This window comes from Helicobacter pylori (assembly GCF_014498195.1).
Taxonomy (GTDB): domain Bacteria; phylum Campylobacterota; class Campylobacteria; order Campylobacterales; family Helicobacteraceae; genus Helicobacter; species Helicobacter pylori_DO.
Genome location: NZ_JACTGH010000009.1, coordinates 1 through 15922 on the forward strand (window position 1 = coordinate 1; position 15922 = coordinate 15922).

Here is a 15922-nt window from a genome sequence, read left to right on the forward strand (position 1 = left end):
CGATCTGATAGCCCACGCTCATGTAAAATCCGTCATCTTCAGCCCTTGATAATGAGAGCATGAGAGAAAGAGAGAGCAAGAGAGATTTTTTGATTTTCATGTTTTCTCCTTTTAATAGATTTTTCTTTGATACAAAGAAACTTCGTATTATAAGCAATAAATGGAATTTTAACTAATTTTAGCGCTAAATTTTAGAGGTTTTGTTTTTTTTTTTTTTGTAAAAATTGGGAAAAATAGGGATTTTGACCCGGCTTTTAAGGCTTAAAACCGCCCCTAAAAGAAAGGCTAGTTAGTCTTCTTTCAAGCTATAAGCGATAGGGATTTTTAGATGCACGGTTTCGTCTGGTTTAGGGAACAAATGCGCCGCGCTCTTAATGGCTTCTAAAGCCGCATGGTTTAAAATATCCGTCGTGTTGCTTTTGACGACTTTAATGTCTGTAACGCTCCCATCAGCATTGATTGTAAAGCTCACCAACACTTCGCCCTCAATGCCCCTAATTTGCGCCATTTTAGGGTAGCGGTTTTTAGAAGAAATAGCGGTTTGGATCTTCATTAAAAATTCGTTGCTCACCCCTGGGTTATAAGCTTGAGCTTCAGAAGTGGCACCCTCAGAAGTTTTATTAGACTCTTCTTGCTTGTCTTTTTCTTTGACTACATCTTTAGTCGTTACTTGTTTAGGAGCGCTTTTTTCTTTAGCTTCCTCTTTAGCTTCTTCTTTTTTGGGTTCTTCTTTAGGCTCTTCTTTCTTAGGTTCTTCAACTTTAGGTTCAGGTTTTGGCTCGGGTTTTGGCTCAGGCTTAGGTTTTGGCTTGGGTTTAGGCTTAGGCTTGGGCTTGGGTTTTGGCTTAGGCTTTGTCACCTCTTTTTTGGGTTCTTCTTTTTTTGGTTCTTCTTTCTTGGGTTTTTCTTTAGGCTCTTCTTTGGGTTTAGCGGATTCGGCATTCGTCTTCACTTTAGAATTGGTGTTAATGCTGGCTAAACTCATGGTAACCTTAGTGGTCCCGGCTTGCGCTAAAGGCTCTGGGGCGTCTTCGCGCAGTAAAAAATAGCCAAACCCTATAGCGTATAGGGCAAAAGAGATTAAAAAGCTGACACTCGTTGAAACTTTACTGAGCTTGCGTGGAGATGGAGAAATTTTCATGATTATGCTCTTTTAAAATATCCATAATGCTGATAAAAGTTTCAAAACGAGAGCTTTTGTCGCTTTTTAAGTCTATAAGGGTTTTAGGGTCTGTTTGTTTGACTACAGCACTCAAAGCTTCTAAATTCGTCGGTTTGTCATCTACGAAAATATTGTCATGCTCATCTACGGAGATGACCACCACTTTTTGATCGTTTGGCTGGGATTTTTCCGCGTTTTTAGCGTTAGGGAGACTGACTTTAATCTTACCTTGTGCGATAAAAGTAGAAATGCTTAACACAATCGCTAGCAAAACGAGCATAATATCAATGAAAGGGACAACATTCAGCCCATCGCCTCTTCTGATGCTTTTCATTTTTTCATGATCCTGAATTTTTCACTCAAAACATCGGATTTTCTCAACAAGCTATTATAAGCGATCAAAGTGGGAATCGCCACAGCAAGCCCTAGAGCGGTCGCTTTTAAAGCTAAAGACAAACCTACCATGATCGTTTTAGCGTCCATCCCGCCGCTCACGCCCATGTCATAGAAAATCACCATGATCCCTAAAACCGTTCCTAATAAGCCCACGTAAGGCGCGTTAGAAAAAATCACATAGAGAATGGTTAGATTCTTGGTTAAATCCAAATTCAGGGCGTCTATATCGTCATAAGCTTTCAAATCGACTTTAGAATAAAAAATAACCCTTTCAATCACAAACCACAAGGCTAAAAAACTGGCCACGCCAAGCACCGCAAAAACAAATATGTCCACATAATCTTTCAACATTCCCACTGAAAAACCGCCCATAAAAACTCCTTGTCTATGATAAAACAATTCCCTTAAGATTAAAGCCACATGCGATACAGATATACTCTAAAGAGCATGCACTCTTTAAGAAGCATTCGTTCGCATAAACGCTCCAAAATGATAAAGGAATGTTGGTTTGTTGATTATATTGTTTTAATAATAACAAGTCAATGATGATTAAGCTAATAATTACAATCAAATTCAAACGCTCTTATGACCAACCATTTAAATCCAATCTGTATTATAATTGTTCATTTTAAATTAATTCAATCATACTAGCATGAGCGGCTTTTAACAAACTCATGCCAAAAAAGGATTTTTCTCAAATGGATACACCCAATAAAGACGATTCAATCATCCGCTTTTCGGTTTCTTTGCAACAAAATTTATTAGACGAATTAGACAACCGCATCATTAAAAACGGCTATTCTTCTCGATCAGAATTAGTGCGCGACATGATCAGAGAAAAATTAGTAGAAGACAATTGGGCCGAAGATAACCCTAATGATGAGGGTAAAATCGCCGTGCTTGTGGTGATTTATGATCACCATCAAAGGGAATTAAACCAGCGCATGATAGACATTCAGCATGCCAGCGGGACGCATGTTTTATGCACCACTCATATTCACATGGACGAGCATAATTGTTTGGAGACGATTATTTTACAAGGCAATTCGTTTGAAATCCAACGCTTGCAATTAGAAATTGGGGGGCTTAGGGGGGTTAAATTCGCTAAATTGACTAAGGCGTCTAGCTTTGAATACAATGAATAGCGTGTTAGAATGTAAAGAATTAGCGCTCTATGGAGGGAGTTTTGACCCCTTGCATAAGGCTCATTTAGCCATTATTGAGCAAACTTTAGAATTACTGCCCTTTGCCCAGCTCATTGTCTTGCCCGCTTATCAAAACCCTTTCAAAAAGCCATGTTTTTTGGACGCAAAAACCCGTTTTAAAGAGTTAGAAAGAGCTTTAAAGGGAATAGATAGGGTGCTATTGAGCGATTTTGAAATCAAGCAAGAAAGGGCTGTGCCTACGATAGAAAGCGTTCTTCATTTCCAAAAACTCTACCGCCCTAAAACGCTTTATTTAGTCATAGGGGCGGATTGCTTGAGGCACCTTTCTTCTTGGACTAACGCTAAAGAGCTTTTAAAAAGGGTGGAATTAGTGGTTTTTGAAAGGATTGGCTATGAAGAGATCCAGTTTAAGGGACACTACCACCCTTTAAAGGGCATTGACGCGCCGATTTCTTCTAGCGCGATTAGGGCTAGTTTGGGGGTTTAGGCGTGTTTTTTAATGTGGCTATAGGCTTCTTGAATGATAGCGAAGCGTTTGGCGTAAAGAGCCTTTTTTTCTTTGAGATCGCATAAATCAGGGTGGTAGGTTTTAGCCAACTCTAAATAGCGTTTTTTGACTTCGCTGAAATTTTCATGTTTGATAAACCCTAGCGTTTTATAGCATTCTTTTAATTTGCGTTCAGCCATAGTGGTGTAGCTGTCTTTGCCAAAGCCATTAGGGTAGATGAAATCTAAGCATGCGTTATGGACGATTCTATTTTCATTGAGCGTTACAATGAGTTCCCAAAAACGCTCTGAATCGCCTCTTATATGCAATTCATCTTGGGTTTCTAAAAACACATAGCCGCTAAATTTTTGGCGTAAAAAGCGTTTAGCGATAGGGTGTTTGGTGATAAAGAGCGCGTATTCTGCCCCAAAGGTTAAAACTTTCACCTCTATCTTTTCTAAAAGCGTGTTTTGATTGATGATTTTGATGCGTATGGGCAAGCGGCTTTTTTGTAAAATCTCTTCTAAAGAATGCATGCTAATATCTTTCTCATGCGTGCATTCAAGGGCATGATAAACCCAATTGAGCAAGTAGTTTTTTTTAAAGCATTCCGTGTCGTTTAAAATGAGCAATGATGAAGAGAGCATGTGGCATTGGCTGAAATGTTTTTTAGCGTAGTTTAAAACTTTTTTCAATAAAGGGTGGCTGTTAGGGAGCGCGATTTGCGTGAATCTGGCTAACAATTCAATTTTGGCCATTGCCCTTATTTTCTCCATGCGTTTTGATGCGATTTTTAAAAATCTTTAGGTATTTTAGCATGCCAATGGTTAAAAAAAGGTGGTTATGAATGGTTTTTGCGCTAGACTACGAGCCATAACTCATTTATGAAAGATTAAAAATGAAAATAGCGGTATTACTCAGTGGGGGGGTGGATAGCTCTTATAGCGCTTATAGCTTAAAAGAGCAAGGGCATGAATTAGTGGGGATTTATTTAAAACTCCATGCGAGTGAAAAAAAGCATGATTTATACATCAAAAACGCTCAAAAAGCGTGCGAGTTTTTAGGCATTCCTTTAGAGGTGTTGGATTTTCAAAAGGATTTTAAAAGCGCGGTTTATGATGAATTTATCAGTGCGTATGAAGAAGGGCAAACCCCTAACCCATGCGCGTTGTGCAACCCTTTAATGAAATTTGGGCTAGCTTTAGATCACGCTTTAAAATTAGGGTGTGAAAAGATCGCTACCGGACATTATGCGAGAGTCAAAGAAATTGACAAGGTAAGTTATATTCAAGAGGCTGTGGATAAAACTAAAGATCAGAGCTATTTTTTATACGCTTTAGAGCATGAAGTGATCGCTAAATTGGTGTTCCCTTTAGGGGATTTGTTAAAAAAAGACATTAAGCCTTTAGCCTTGAATGCGATGCCTTTTTTAGGCACTTTAGAAACCTATAAAGAATCTCAAGAAATCTGCTTTGTGGAAAAAAGCTACATTGACACCTTAAAAAAACATGTTGAAGTGGAAAAAGAGGGCGTGGTGAAGAATTTACAAGGCGAAATCATTGGCACGCATAAGGGCTATATGCAATACACGATTGGCAAACGCAAAGGCTTTAGTATTAAAGGCGCGTTAGAACCGCATTTTGTGGTGGGGATTGACGCTAAAAAGAACGAGTTAATTGTGGGCAAAAAAGAAGATTTAGCCACGCGTTTCCTCAAGGCTAAAAACAAATCTTTAATGAAAGATTTTAAAGATGGCGAATATTTTATCAAGGCCCGTTACAGGAGCGTGCCTGCTAGAGCGTTTGTGAGTTTAAAAGATGAGGTGATTGAAGTGGAGTTTGAAGAGCCTTTTTATGGCGTGGCTAAAGGGCAAGCCTTAGTCGTTTATAAAGATGACATCTTGCTTGGTGGGGGCGTGATCGTTTAGGGCTTTTGGCGTTTATAGCCTAGTTGATCGCTTTTTTAACTCACTCTTGCTTAAAATTTTTAAAGCTAGGGAATCCATGCGGATCTAAGCGGATATTTTTAATAAGAGCTTTTCCACCGCTCAAATCACCGCTCAAATTTAGGGGCTTTTTAGTCTGTTGTTGGGCTAAAAGGGCTAAAACTCGGGCGTTTAACGCCATGGTTTCATTCAAAAACGCCATTTGCTTATTTAATTCGCTTAAAAATTCTATATTCAAGGTTTTTAAAGTATGCTCGTAATTGGCTAAGATTAGAGCATGCTTTTCTTTATTATTTTTAGCGTCTTTTAATTCTTTGTCTCGCTCTATAAGGGCGTTTTGGTAGCGTTGGTGCAATTCTTTAGCGCATGATTTGAGGTTTTCTTTATCGCATAAAAAATGCGTTTTTAAAGTTTCTAGGCGTTTTTCTAAGGGTAAAAAGGTTTTTAGGGCGTCTTCTTTGGCTTGGATTTGGCTTTGAAGCTTGTTTTTAAATTTTTTCAAACGCATGGCTTTATAGGCTTGAAAATCATGGTTTTTAAGAGCGTTGTATTCTAGGGTCTTGTTATGGGATTGTTGGTTATGGGCTTGGTTTTCTAAAACTTGATCGCACAAGGCGTTTAAAGCGCTCATCAAATCCAATTGGGAGAGCAAATGGGCGAGTTTAGGCTCTTTGAGTAAGAAAAGGGCGTTGTTTTGCTCTTGGACTTCTAAAGCGTTTGAAGCCTCTTCTAAATTCTTAACGCCGCTCAAATAAGGGCAATGCTCTTGCAAGAAAAGCGTTTGGGATTCTTTGATTAAGCGTTCTTGTTCCATGCTCTCTTTTAAGCGTTTTTCTAAAGCTTGTAATTTTTCTAATTCCAAAGCGCTTTGTTTCAATAGTGCATCCGTGTCCATAAGGCGGATCTGGCTGGCGTTAAAAAAACGCCTCTGGCTATTTAGGGTGCTGTTAGCCTTTTTGATTTCTTTAAGTTGATCCTGGTTATTAGAAAGCACGCTTTGATAGATTCTTAAACTTTCATTGAGTTTATAGAGCATGTCAGAAAGCTGTTCGTTGGAGCGCGAGAGCTTGGCGTTTGTTTGAGAATCAAAAGTCATCATTATCTGCGCGTTTGAAAAGGTTAGAAAAAATAAGAAGAAGCAAAAAAATCTCATAAGGTTATCTTTATTACTATAGTTTCATCGTGTTATTTTATCTAAGTTTTGGCATGCGCTAAAACACGCAAAATTATCGCTTTTAAGATAAAATAAGCGTTTTGATGCCATTTTTGGAGCGATCGTGGAATTGAGTTATTATGAAATTTTAGAAGTGGAAAAACACAGCAACCAAGAGACCATTAAAAAGTCTTACAGAAAGCTGGCTTTAAAATACCACCCGGACCGAAACGCCGGCGATAAAGAAGCCGAAGAAAAATTCAAGCTTATCAATGAAGCCTATGGGGTGCTAGGCGATGAAAAGAAGCGGGCCTTATACGACAGGTATGGCAAAAAAGGCTTAAACCAAGCCGGTTCAAGCCAGAGCGATTTTTCTGATTTTTTTGAAGATTTAGGCTCGTTTTTTGAAGACGCTTTTGGGTTTGGCGCTAGGGGGAGTAAAAGGCAAAAAAGCTCTGTCGCACCAGATTATTTGCAAACCATTGAATTGAGTTTTAAAGAAGCGGTTTTTGGCTGTAAAAAAACCATTAAAGTCCAATACCAGAGTGTTTGTGAAAGTTGCGATGGCACGGGCGCTAAAGATAAAGCCCTAGAGACTTGCAAACAATGCAACGGGCAGGGGCAGGTGTTCATGCGTCAAGGTTTTATGAGTTTTGCGCAAACTTGTGGGGCGTGTCAAGGCAAGGGCAAGATCGTTAAAACCCCATGCCAAGCGTGTAAGGGTAAAACCTACATTCTTAAAGATGAAGAAATTGATGCGGTAATCCCTGAGGGCATTGATGATCAAAACCGCATGGTGCTTAAAAATAAAGGCAATGAATACGAGAAGGGGAAAAGAGGGGATTTGTATTTAGAAGCGCGAGTCAAAGAAGATGAGCATTTCAAGCGCGAAGGCTGTGATTTGTTCATTGAAGCGCCGGTGTTTTTCACCACTATTGCTTTGGGGCATACGATTAAAGTGCCGTCTTTAAGAGGAGGCGAATTGGAATTAAAAATCCCTAGAAACGCCAAAGACAGGCAAACTTTTGCGTTTAGAAACGAGGGCGTGAAGCACCCCGAAAGCTCTTATAGGGGGAGTTTGATCGTGGTGTTGCAAGTGATTTATCCTAAAAGCTTGAATAAAGAGCAGCAAGGGTTATTGGAAAAATTGCATGCGAGTTTTGGCTATGAGGGCGAACCGCATAAAAGCGTTTTAGAAACCTGTATTTCTAAGATTAAAGACTGGTTCAAATAAAAGGTTGTTGGTGCGCGAGTTTCTAAAAGCCTTCAAAGACGCTTTCCCTCATACCATTTCTATCTTTTTAGGGTATTTGCTTATGGGAATGACCTTTGGAATGCTTTTAGTCCAGCATGGCTATGATTATAAAGTCGCTTTGTTCATGTCGTTATTCATCTACGCTGGGGCGGTGCAGTTTGTAGCGATCACGCTTTTAAGCGCGCAAGCGAGTTTGATGAATGTCGTTATTGTGAGCTTGCTAGTGAATGCGAGACAGACTTGTTATGCGCTTTCTATGCTAGATCGATTCAAAAACACCCAATGGCGTTTGCCCTATTTAGCGCATGCGCTCACGGATGAAACCTTTGCGTTATTGAATTTATACGCTCCTAAAGAGGGGGTGAGTGAAAAAGACTTTATTTTTAGCATTTCCTTACTCAACCACTCTTATTGGATTTTTGGCTCGTTGGTGGGTTCGTTGGTGGGTTCGCATTTTTCCTTTGACACTCAAGGCATGGAATTTGTGATGACAGCGATTTTTATCGTGCTGTTCATGGAGCAATACAAACGGAACACAAACCACAAAAACGCATGGCTTGGGATTTTTATTGCGGTTGTTTGTTTAGCGCTCTTTGGGACTGAATACTTTTTGCTCATCGCTTTGATTTTAATGGTGCTCGCTCTCATTTTGTTTAGAAAGCAGTTAGAATGTTAACGCATTCTATACTCATTCTTTTAGTCATCATATTAACGACTTATTTCACGCGCATCTGGCCTTTTATGGTGTTTAACGCTAAAAACCCGCCTAACGACTTTGTGCGTTATTTGGGTAGGGCTTTATCATGCTCAGTGATAGGCATGCTCGTGATCTATTGTTTTAAAGACATTCACATTTTAAAACCCCCTTATGGAATCAATGAAATCACCGCTTTTTTGTCCGTCATCCTTTTGCACCGCATTTTTAAGGTGTTTGTTTTAAGCATCACGCTCCCTACCATTCTTTATATGGTTTTAGTCCAAAGCCATGCGTTAGAAAAGGCTTTTTTTAATATTCATGTTTCCTGATCCTAGCGTTTTTAATCACAAAATACGCCGTAGGGATAATAAAAAGCGTTAAAACAACGCTGCTTATCATGCCCCCTAGCATGGGCGCGGCGATGGATTTCATGATTTCACTTCCGGTGCCATGGCTATACATGATCGGAATGAGTGAAGCTAAAATGCTAAAAAAGGTCATCAGCTTGGGCCTTACCCTAAGCACCGCCCCATGCATGATAGCTTCTTTTAAGGCGGTAGTCGTTCGCTCTTTTAAAGGGGTTTTGATGAACTTTTGAAACGCATCCTCTAAATAAATAATCATCACAATAGCCGTTTCGCTCGCTACCCCTAAAAGGGCTAAAAAGCCCACTAACGCCGCCACGCTCATGTTAAATCCCATGAGATTCATAAAAATCAACCCCCCCAAAAACGCAAAAGGCAGAGTGAAAAAGCATAGCAAGGAATTAGTGAGATTCTTTAACGCAAAGACAATTAAAATAAAAATGATAAACACGCTCACCGGCACGATGTATTGTAGGGTTTTAAACGCTTCTTCTAAATACTGGCTTTCGCCGCTAAATTCATAATAATACCCATTAGGCAATTGGATTTTTTCTAGCGCTTTTATCGCTAGTTGTCTGTAAGTATCAGAGCTGATACCATTTTGCGGCACGATATAGATAAAATTCACGTTCAAGCCCTTTTCGCTTTTTAATACCGCCGGCGAATTGTCGTAATACACATGGGCTAATTCCCTTAAAGGCATGTAATTGTAAGCGGTTTTGATGTAGAGGTTTTTTAATTTTTCAATGGTGTTTCTTTCGGTGTCTTCTAAGCGTAAAGAAATAGGGTAGCTTTCTACGCCTTTAATCATGGTCGTGAGCGTGGCTCCGCCCAAAGCGAATTTAATCGTGTCCAACACGGCGTTTTTGTTGATGCCATAACGAGCCAGATTTTCATCGTTCAAATCCAGCGTGATGTAGTAGCCGTTATTGGATCGCTCGGCAAAGACGGACAAGCTTTCTTTTAGGGTTTTGAGCTGTTGTTCCATAAGGATCGCCAATTCTTGTAATTTATCCGTATCGTTACCATAGAGCTTGATGCCTAGGGGCGTTCTAATGCCGGTTAAGAGCATGTCCGTCCTCCCACGAATGGGGTAAGTCCATGAATTAGTCAAGCCTTTTAATTGCAGGGTTTTTTCTAATTTGTCCCTAACTTCTTTATAGCTGAGCTTTTCTTTCCACTCGTTTTGTGGCTTTAATTCAATGTAGGTTTCTATCATTCCTAAACCGGCAGCATCGGTGCTGGTGTTAGCGCGCCCCACTTTACCAAAAACCTGTTTGACAAAATCCAGTTGTTTGATAGCGGCATTACTTTTTTTCAAGTATTCTAAAGCGGTGTCAATGCCCACGCCATTAAGCGTTACAGGCATATACATGATTACCCCCTCATTGATTTGGGGGATAAATTCCCAGTTGAGTTTTTTGTATGATATATACAAGCCCCCTAAACCCACAACGCTTACTATTAAAAAAGCGTATCTGAACTTAAGCACAAAATCCAAACTCACGCCATAAATTTTCATGAAAAAAGCGTTAATAGGGTTTTTGGACTCTTCTAAAATCCGCCCTTTAATGAGCCATACCATTAAAATAGGGACTATCGTAATAGAGAGCATTGCTCCCACTAGCATGGCAAAGGTTTTGGTGTAAGCTAAAGGGGCAAAAAGCTTTTCTTCTTGGCCGGTGAGCGCAAAAATTGGCAAGAAAGAAACCACGATGATCATTAAAGCAAAAAATATCGCGCCCCCCACATGCTTAACCCCTTGCATGATGGCATTGACCCTTTGAGTGTCGTCTTTCGTATCAATGCGTTGCAAATGCTTGTGAGCGTTCTCCACCATCACAATCGCCGCATCCACCATCGCCCCTATAGCGATCGCAATGCCCCCTAAACTCATGATACTCGCTTCAATATTGAAATAACGCATGAGCAAGAAACTGATGCACACGCTTAAAGGCAGAGTGATGATCACCACTAGAGCGCTCCTGAAATGCAGTAAGAAAATCGCAATAATGATTAACACAATCGCACTTTCTTCTATGAGCGTGTGGATCAAATTGTCAATGCCTTTTTCAATCAATTCGCTCCTGTCATACACGCTGGTGATTTTCACATCAGGGTTACTCGCTTGTAAGGTGGCGATTTTTTCTTTAATGGCTTTAAGCACCTTATAAGTGTCAGCGTGATAGCGCACCATGACAATCCCGCCCACCACTTCCTTATCGCCGTTGAGGTTAGCCGCTCCTCTGCGTGGTTTTGGAACTAGTCTCACGCTGGCTATATCTTTAATCTTTAAAGGGATAGCCCCTTCTTTTTTAATCACAATTTCTTCTAAATCGTTTAAAGATTGGATATAGCCATGCGATCTTATAATTTTTTCAAACCCGTTTTCTAAAATAACCCCCCCACCGGTATCGTTATTGGAATTTTTAATCGCGTTAGCGACTTGTTCTAAACTCAAGTTATAACGGATCAAAGAGTCGTTTTGAAGCGTTACTTCATAATCTTTCACAAAGCCCCCCACGCTTGCGATCTCACTCACCCCATCAACCCCTAAAAGCGCGTAGCGGTAATAAAAATCTTGCAAGACTTTCAGATCGCTTAAATTCTTGCTATCGCTAGATAAGGCGTATTGATACGCCCAGCCAATAGAAGTGGAATCGCTCCCTATTTCCACTTTAGCGTCCTTGGGCAGATTATTCACTCGGTTTAGTTGCTCTAAAACCCTATCCCTAGCCCAATACAGATTGACGCCGTCTTTAAAAATGATGTAAATCAAGCCGCTTTCATAGCTAGAAATCCCCCTAACCGTGTCAATGTTAGCGATACTCATGAAGGTAGAAACTAATGGGTAAGTAACCTGTTCTTGCACGATTTTAGGGCTTTGATTGGGGTAAGTGATCTGCACGACCACTTGAGCGGGGCTTAAATCCGGCAAAGCGTCTAAACGAACGCTTTTTATCGCCCACAAAGAGGCTAAAAAAATGAGTAGAGTGATTAAAGTGGTAAGGAGTTTGTTTTTAACGCTTAAATCAATGATTTTTTCTATCATTCAATAATCCCCATTGTTTTGAGCGTCAGCGTCTAGCACGAATAAAGCGCTATTAGCGACTTCTTCGCCCGCTTCTAAACCCTCTAAAATTTCATAACTCCCATCGCTCAAGCGAACGGCTTTAATTTCTAACGGGCTTAAGCCAAAATCATCTTTTTTGAACACGATAGTTTTCCCCCCCTTAATCAAAACCGCTTCTTTAGGCAAAATCTTCATTTTTTTTGGTTTGTGAAAGATTTCTACTTGAGCGAACATGTTAGGGTAATAAATCTGTTGAGCGTTAGGCACATTGAAGCGCGCTTCTAGCATTTTATCTTGCGCATTTATGATGGGATTGATGTTTTCAAGCGTGATTGCTTGCTTGCCTTTAACCCCTTCTACGAACAAAATCGCTTGATGCGTGTTTTTTAAAAACTCTAAATCCTCTTGATTGACTTTAACAAGCGCCCACAATTGGCTTAAATCTATGATCTGAAAAAGCTCTTGCCCTTTTTTAAAAAAGCTCCCCTCATTGAGATCCGGGCTTTTTTTAAAAATAACGCCACTGAAACGAGAGTAAATAGTGATTGCATTTTGAACCTTATGGCTGCTAATGATTTTTTCAATGCTAGAGTTTTCTAACCCTAATAGTTTTAATTTTTCTTTAATCGCTCCCACTTGTTGGTTGAATTTCAATGACGATAGCAATTCGCTTTGAACGTCCACTAATTCAGGGGAATACACGCTCAAGAGTCTATCGCCCTTTTTAATGGGGGTATAGGTTTTATTCGCATAAAGCTTTTCCACATAGCCATCAAAACGCAGGGTTTGAGAAAAAATCAGCGCTTCATTAGGCTCTAAAATCGCGTAATAGCGCCGGCTTTGGGCGAATTCTTTTTCTATAACCTTAGTGGTGGAAATGTTGAAACGGGTTTGGCTTTTAGCTTCTTTAGCTTCTTTAGTTTTTTTAGTCTCTTTGGTTTCTTGAGCGTTGGTTTCTTGAGCGTTAGCCAATAAGAGGCTAAAAAATAAAATCAAGGCCAACAATAAAAGTCGTTTCATTCTAATCCTTTGAGGTTTTGTAAGGACAAATAAGCGCTATTTAGAGCGCTCAAGGTTTCAAGCTGGGTGATTTGAATGGTGATTTTGTCATTAAAAGCGTTGTAATAAGCGTTGTAATCGCCATTAGATTTCAAATCAAGCGCATAAATTTGCGCGATTTTTTCATTCTGCCTTACAATTTTATTGATCGCTTCTAGGTTTTTTTGCAAGGTTTCTAATTTTTTAAGGAGTTTTAGGGCCAGGTGGCGCGTTTTGTTTTTGGTATTTTCCACTTCGCTTTTAAACACCAGGCTTTCTTTTTTCTTTTGCTCCACTAATTTGGCTTGCTTGCCATAAAGGGGCAAAGGGATAGACAAAGCGACGCTAAACATGTCGTAGTTATAGTATTGTTTGGAGCGGAAATAATACACCCCGGTAACGTTTATGTCTTCTAAAAAGCTTTTTTTAGCCAAAGTGATGTCTTTTTGCGCTTTTTCTTCATCAAGCCTGGCGATCGCAATATCGTAATTAGTGGCGCTAATGTTATATAACTCTTGCTCTTTATTAAATTCAAAATTTTTAGGGGCAATGCTTAAAAGCTCGTTTTCTTTAAAAGTCAATTCACCCATGGAATAATGGCTGCTAGAGAGCGCTTCTTCTAAGTTGTTTTTTTTGATTTCTAATTGCGATTTTAAAATTTCTAGCTTGGCGATCGCTATTAAATCGGGCGAACTGGAATGGTTGGCTTGATAGAGGGTGTTTTCTAAATTTTTAATCGCTGTGTTTAAAAGCTCTATTTCTTGTTGGTTTTTATAATTTTCAATGCCGTTTATCATTAAATTAATCGCTAATTGCTGCTTGGTTTTTTTAAGCTCTAATATCTTTTTTTGTTTTTCTAAATTGATCATTTTAGATTGCGTGAGTTTTTTACCATTTAAATCCACTTTTTGAGACAATCCCAAGCTCATGTTTTGCATTAAAGTGCTATCTAGCCTGAAAAAATCGCTCACGTTAGCGTTGTTATAGCCTAAATACAAAATAGGGTTATCCCATTTGCTAACGACTTTTTCTTGAGAATTTAAAGCGTCAATTTGCTCTTGTAGGGCTTGTATTTTTTGATTTTTAGAAAGGTATTTAGCCACAAAAGATTGGATCTCTAAATCTTTAGCCAAACCCAAACTAAAAAGCAGTAACAAGGCTGTTAAAAGGCGTATTGAAACGCCCCTTTTATCAAACGCGCTTATAAAAGACAGCATGCGCTTATAAATCCAGGCTTGTTTTAGCGCGATAAACCTGGCCCTCTTTAGATTTAATATCCACCCTAACCTGCCATGTCCCGTTCATAGAAAGATTGGTTTTAGCTTCATAAAGGCCGTTTTTTTCACTCACTTGCGCCATTTCTTTCATCGCTGGCATGCCGGGCATTTCAGGCATCATAAACTGCACCCTAACGATAGCTTTTTCTAAAGCCTTACCTTTTAAAGTGGGGCTAAGCACAAAAGTGTTATCGCCTTTAATAGGGTTACCCACGGATTTGATTTTCACTTCCAAGTCATTGGCTTTTAGGGTTTGCTCCCATGCGTTTAAACTCATAACCCCCAACACGCTCATTAAAAATAAAGCGGCTAACTTTTTCATCGTTTTGACCTTTACATTAAGATAACAAGAAAATTCTTGTTGCGGACGAATGATAACCCTCTTTTGTGTAAAAATTGTGGAAATGGTATTTAAAAAAAGGGGTTTTTAAGTAGAAGGTATAAGAGTTTATGCTATTTTTTTAAGGTTTTAAAATCAAATTTCAAAGGATTAGCATGCAATTTAGAATCGAACATGACACGATGGGCGAAATCAAAGTAGATGATAGCCAATACTGGGGGGCTCAAACGCAACGCAGTCTTGAAAACTTTAAAATCGGCACTGAAAAAATGCCTAAAGAACTCATTGGCGCGTTTGCCAAACTCAAAAGGAGTCTGGCGGTAGTCAACCACAAGTTAGGGAAATTGAGCCTGGAAAAATCGCAAGCCATTATCAAGGCGTGCGATTGCATTTTAAAAGGCGAATTGTGCGGCGAGTTTCCCTTAGCGATATGGCAAACAGGGAGCGGGACTCAAACGAACATGAATCTCAATGAAGTCATCGCCAATAAGGCTACCGAAATTTTAGGGGGTAATTTTAGGGAGAAAAAACTCATCCACCCTAACGATGATGTGAACATGTCTCAAAGCTCCAACGACACTTTCCCTACCGCAATGCACATTGTGAGCGTACTAGAAATCACGCATAAACTACTGCCCAGTTTAGAGAATCTGTTAAAAACCTTTAAAGACAAAAGCCAACAATTTAAAGAGATTGTCAAAATCGGGCGCACGCATTTACAAGACGCTACGCCTTTAACTTTGGGGCAAGAATTTAGCGGGTATGCGAGCATGTTAGAGCATTCTAAACAACAAATTTTAGAGAGTTTGGAACATTTAAGAGAATTAGCCATAGGCGGGACGGCCGTAGGCACAGGGCTAAACGCTCATAAAGAATTGAGTGAAAAAGTGGCTGAAGAATTGAGCCAGTTTAGCGGCGTGAAATTCATCTCTGCGCCCAATAAATTCCATGCGCTCACTAGCCATGACGCTATCGCTTATGCGCATGGGGCTTTTAAGGCTTTAGCGGCGAATTTGATGAAAATCGCTAACGATATTAGATGGCTTGCGAGCGGGCCGCGCTGTGGTTTGGGCGAGCTTAATATCCCTGAAAACGAGCCGGGCAGCTCTATTATGCCCGGTAAAGTCAACCCTACGCAATGCGAAGCGATGACCATGGTGGCCGTGCAAGTGATGGGGAATGATACCGCTATTGGCATTGCGGCCAGTCAGGGTAATTTTGAATTGAACGTGTTCAAGCCGGTGATCATTTATAATTTCTTGCAGAGTTTGAGGCTCTTGAGCGACAGCATGGAAAGTTTCAATATCCATTGCGCGAGCGGTATTGAGCCTAATAAAGAAAAAATTGATTATTACTTGCACCATTCTTTAATGCTAGTAACCGCCCTAAACCCGCATGTAGGCTATGAAAACGCCGCTAAAATCGCTAAAAACGCCCACAAAAAAGGCATTTCTTTAAAAGAAAGCGCGCTGGAATTGAAACTCTTGAGCGCTGAAGATTTTGACAAATTCGTGGTGCCTGAAAAGATGATCGGACCTAAGGCTTGAAAACCTTGGGTGGGCGTGCGA

16 protein-coding genes are annotated in these 15922 nt (G+C 39.9%); 7 read left to right on the forward strand and 9 right to left on the reverse strand.

Annotated features, from left to right (window positions below; translation table 11 throughout):
- Positions 1 to 289 precede the first annotated feature (289 nt).
- The 3 genes from H7N67_RS05110 to exbB are packed head-to-tail and all read right to left on the reverse strand — an operon-like array spanning position 290 to position 1930.
- Complete coding sequence (locus H7N67_RS05110; RefSeq protein ID WP_187939272.1) at positions 290 to 1141, reverse strand: energy transducer TonB family protein; 852 nt, start codon at positions 1139 to 1141, stop codon at positions 290 to 292.
- A complete protein-coding gene (exbD, locus tag H7N67_RS05115) occupies positions 1107 to 1496 on the reverse strand; it encodes a TonB system transport protein ExbD (RefSeq protein ID WP_000836356.1) in 390 nt (129 codons plus the stop codon). Before exbD ends, H7N67_RS05110 begins: the two co-directional genes overlap by 35 nt.
- Entirely contained in the window at positions 1493 to 1930 is a 438-nt protein-coding gene (gene exbB / locus H7N67_RS05120) for a TonB-system energizer ExbB (RefSeq protein ID WP_000508569.1), read from the reverse strand. Before exbB ends, exbD begins: the two co-directional genes overlap by 4 nt.
- 326 nt (positions 1931 to 2256) lie before the next feature.
- Here exbB and nikR point away from each other — a divergent pair, with 326 nt between their 5' ends.
- Positions 2257 to 2703 carry a nickel-responsive transcriptional regulator NikR gene (gene nikR / locus H7N67_RS05125; protein WP_000380770.1) on the forward strand — a complete coding sequence of 149 codons (447 nt, stop codon included), beginning with the start codon at positions 2257 to 2259 and terminating at the stop codon, positions 2701 to 2703.
- Complete coding sequence (nadD, locus tag H7N67_RS05130) at positions 2696 to 3211, forward strand: nicotinate (nicotinamide) nucleotide adenylyltransferase (protein ID WP_187939315.1); 516 nt, start codon at positions 2696 to 2698, stop codon at positions 3209 to 3211. Before nikR ends, nadD begins: the two co-directional genes overlap by 8 nt.
- On the opposite strand, the gene H7N67_RS05135 is transcribed toward nadD, so the two are convergent.
- Positions 3208 to 3969, reverse strand: coding sequence for a J domain-containing protein (locus H7N67_RS05135; protein WP_187939273.1), 762 nt, complete (start codon positions 3967 to 3969; stop codon positions 3208 to 3210). The two genes, nadD and H7N67_RS05135, sit on opposite strands and share 4 nt — an antisense overlap.
- A gap of 140 nt (positions 3970 to 4109) precedes the next feature.
- Between H7N67_RS05135 and mnmA the strand changes: the two genes are divergently transcribed.
- Entirely contained in the window at positions 4110 to 5138 is a 1029-nt protein-coding gene (gene mnmA, locus H7N67_RS05140; protein ID WP_187939274.1) for a tRNA 2-thiouridine(34) synthase MnmA, read from the forward strand.
- Positions 5139 to 5178: 40 nt separating this feature from the next.
- Here the strand turns inward: mnmA and H7N67_RS05145 are convergent, their stop codons facing one another.
- Positions 5179 to 6255, reverse strand: a complete 1077-nt coding sequence (locus H7N67_RS05145) for a hypothetical protein (protein ID WP_232263020.1) — start codon at positions 6253 to 6255, stop codon at positions 5179 to 5181.
- A 178-nt stretch (positions 6256 to 6433) separates the two neighbouring features.
- Between H7N67_RS05145 and dnaJ the strand changes: the two genes are divergently transcribed.
- From dnaJ to H7N67_RS05160, 3 genes are read left to right on the forward strand one after another with little or no spacing between them, the layout of a single operon-like run.
- Positions 6434 to 7543, forward strand: a complete 1110-nt coding sequence (gene dnaJ, locus H7N67_RS05150) for a molecular chaperone DnaJ (protein WP_187939276.1) — start codon at positions 6434 to 6436, stop codon at positions 7541 to 7543.
- 10 nt (positions 7544 to 7553) lie between these two features.
- On the forward strand, positions 7554 to 8240 hold the full coding sequence (gene azlC, locus H7N67_RS05155) for an azaleucine resistance protein AzlC (RefSeq protein WP_187939277.1): 687 nt from the start codon (positions 7554 to 7556) through the stop codon (positions 8238 to 8240).
- Positions 8234 to 8590, forward strand: a complete 357-nt coding sequence (locus H7N67_RS05160) for a branched-chain amino acid transporter permease (RefSeq protein WP_187939278.1) — start codon at positions 8234 to 8236, stop codon at positions 8588 to 8590. The genes azlC and H7N67_RS05160 overlap by 7 nt, the downstream gene beginning before the upstream one ends.
- Here the strand turns inward: H7N67_RS05160 and H7N67_RS05165 are convergent.
- Genes H7N67_RS05165 through crdA form a run of 4 tightly spaced genes read right to left on the reverse strand, consistent with a single transcriptional unit; the run spans position 8571 to position 14336 of the window.
- Entirely contained in the window at positions 8571 to 11678 is a 3108-nt protein-coding gene (locus H7N67_RS05165; RefSeq protein WP_187939279.1) for an efflux RND transporter permease subunit, read from the reverse strand. The genes H7N67_RS05160 and H7N67_RS05165 overlap by 20 nt on opposite strands.
- Positions 11679 to 12719 carry an efflux RND transporter periplasmic adaptor subunit gene (locus tag H7N67_RS05170; RefSeq protein WP_187939280.1) on the reverse strand — a complete coding sequence of 347 codons (1041 nt, stop codon included), beginning with the start codon at positions 12717 to 12719 and terminating at the stop codon, positions 11679 to 11681. It abuts the gene before it with no gap.
- Positions 12716 to 13954: a copper resistance outer membrane protein CrdB gene (crdB, locus tag H7N67_RS05175; protein ID WP_187939281.1), complete on the reverse strand. Its 1239-nt coding sequence runs from the start codon at positions 13952 to 13954 to the stop codon at positions 12716 to 12718. The genes H7N67_RS05170 and crdB overlap by 4 nt, the downstream gene beginning before the upstream one ends.
- Before the next feature lie 4 nt (positions 13955 to 13958).
- A complete protein-coding gene (gene crdA, locus H7N67_RS05180) occupies positions 13959 to 14336 on the reverse strand; it encodes a copper resistance determinant CrdA (RefSeq protein WP_000731606.1) in 378 nt (125 codons plus the stop codon).
- Positions 14337 to 14509: 173 nt separating this feature from the next.
- Between crdA and fumC the strand changes: the two genes are divergently transcribed.
- On the forward strand, positions 14510 to 15901 hold the full coding sequence (gene fumC, locus H7N67_RS05185) for a class II fumarate hydratase (protein ID WP_079342816.1): 1392 nt from the start codon (positions 14510 to 14512) through the stop codon (positions 15899 to 15901).
- Positions 15902 to 15922: the final 21 nt, after the last annotated feature.

Coding starts and splice junctions, on each gene's coding strand:
- mnmA (WP_187939274.1), top strand. CDS start 4,110: ATGAAAATAGCGGTATTACTCAGTGGGGGGGTGGATAGCTCTTATAGC.
- nadD (WP_187939315.1), top strand. CDS start 2,696: ATGAATAGCGTGTTAGAATGTAAAGAATTAGCGCTCTATGGAGGGAGT.
- H7N67_RS05110 (WP_187939272.1), bottom strand. CDS start 1,141: ATGAAAATTTCTCCATCTCCACGCAAGCTCAGTAAAGTTTCAACGAGT.
- H7N67_RS05170 (WP_187939280.1), bottom strand. CDS start 12,719: ATGAAACGACTTTTATTGTTGGCCTTGATTTTATTTTTTAGCCTCTTA.
- H7N67_RS05160 (WP_187939278.1), top strand. CDS start 8,234: ATGTTAACGCATTCTATACTCATTCTTTTAGTCATCATATTAACGACT.
- crdA (WP_000731606.1), bottom strand. CDS start 14,336: ATGAAAAAGTTAGCCGCTTTATTTTTAATGAGCGTGTTGGGGGTTATG.
- H7N67_RS05145 (WP_232263020.1), bottom strand. CDS start 6,255: ATGATGACTTTTGATTCTCAAACAAACGCCAAGCTCTCGCGCTCCAAC.
- exbB (WP_000508569.1), bottom strand. CDS start 1,930: ATGGGCGGTTTTTCAGTGGGAATGTTGAAAGATTATGTGGACATATTT.
- crdB (WP_187939281.1), bottom strand. CDS start 13,954: ATGCTGTCTTTTATAAGCGCGTTTGATAAAAGGGGCGTTTCAATACGC.
- H7N67_RS05135 (WP_187939273.1), bottom strand. CDS start 3,969: ATGGCCAAAATTGAATTGTTAGCCAGATTCACGCAAATCGCGCTCCCT.
- fumC (WP_079342816.1), top strand. CDS start 14,510: ATGCAATTTAGAATCGAACATGACACGATGGGCGAAATCAAAGTAGAT.
- H7N67_RS05165 (WP_187939279.1), bottom strand. CDS start 11,678: ATGATAGAAAAAATCATTGATTTAAGCGTTAAAAACAAACTCCTTACC.
- nikR (WP_000380770.1), top strand. CDS start 2,257: ATGGATACACCCAATAAAGACGATTCAATCATCCGCTTTTCGGTTTCT.
- exbD (WP_000836356.1), bottom strand. CDS start 1,496: ATGAAAAGCATCAGAAGAGGCGATGGGCTGAATGTTGTCCCTTTCATT.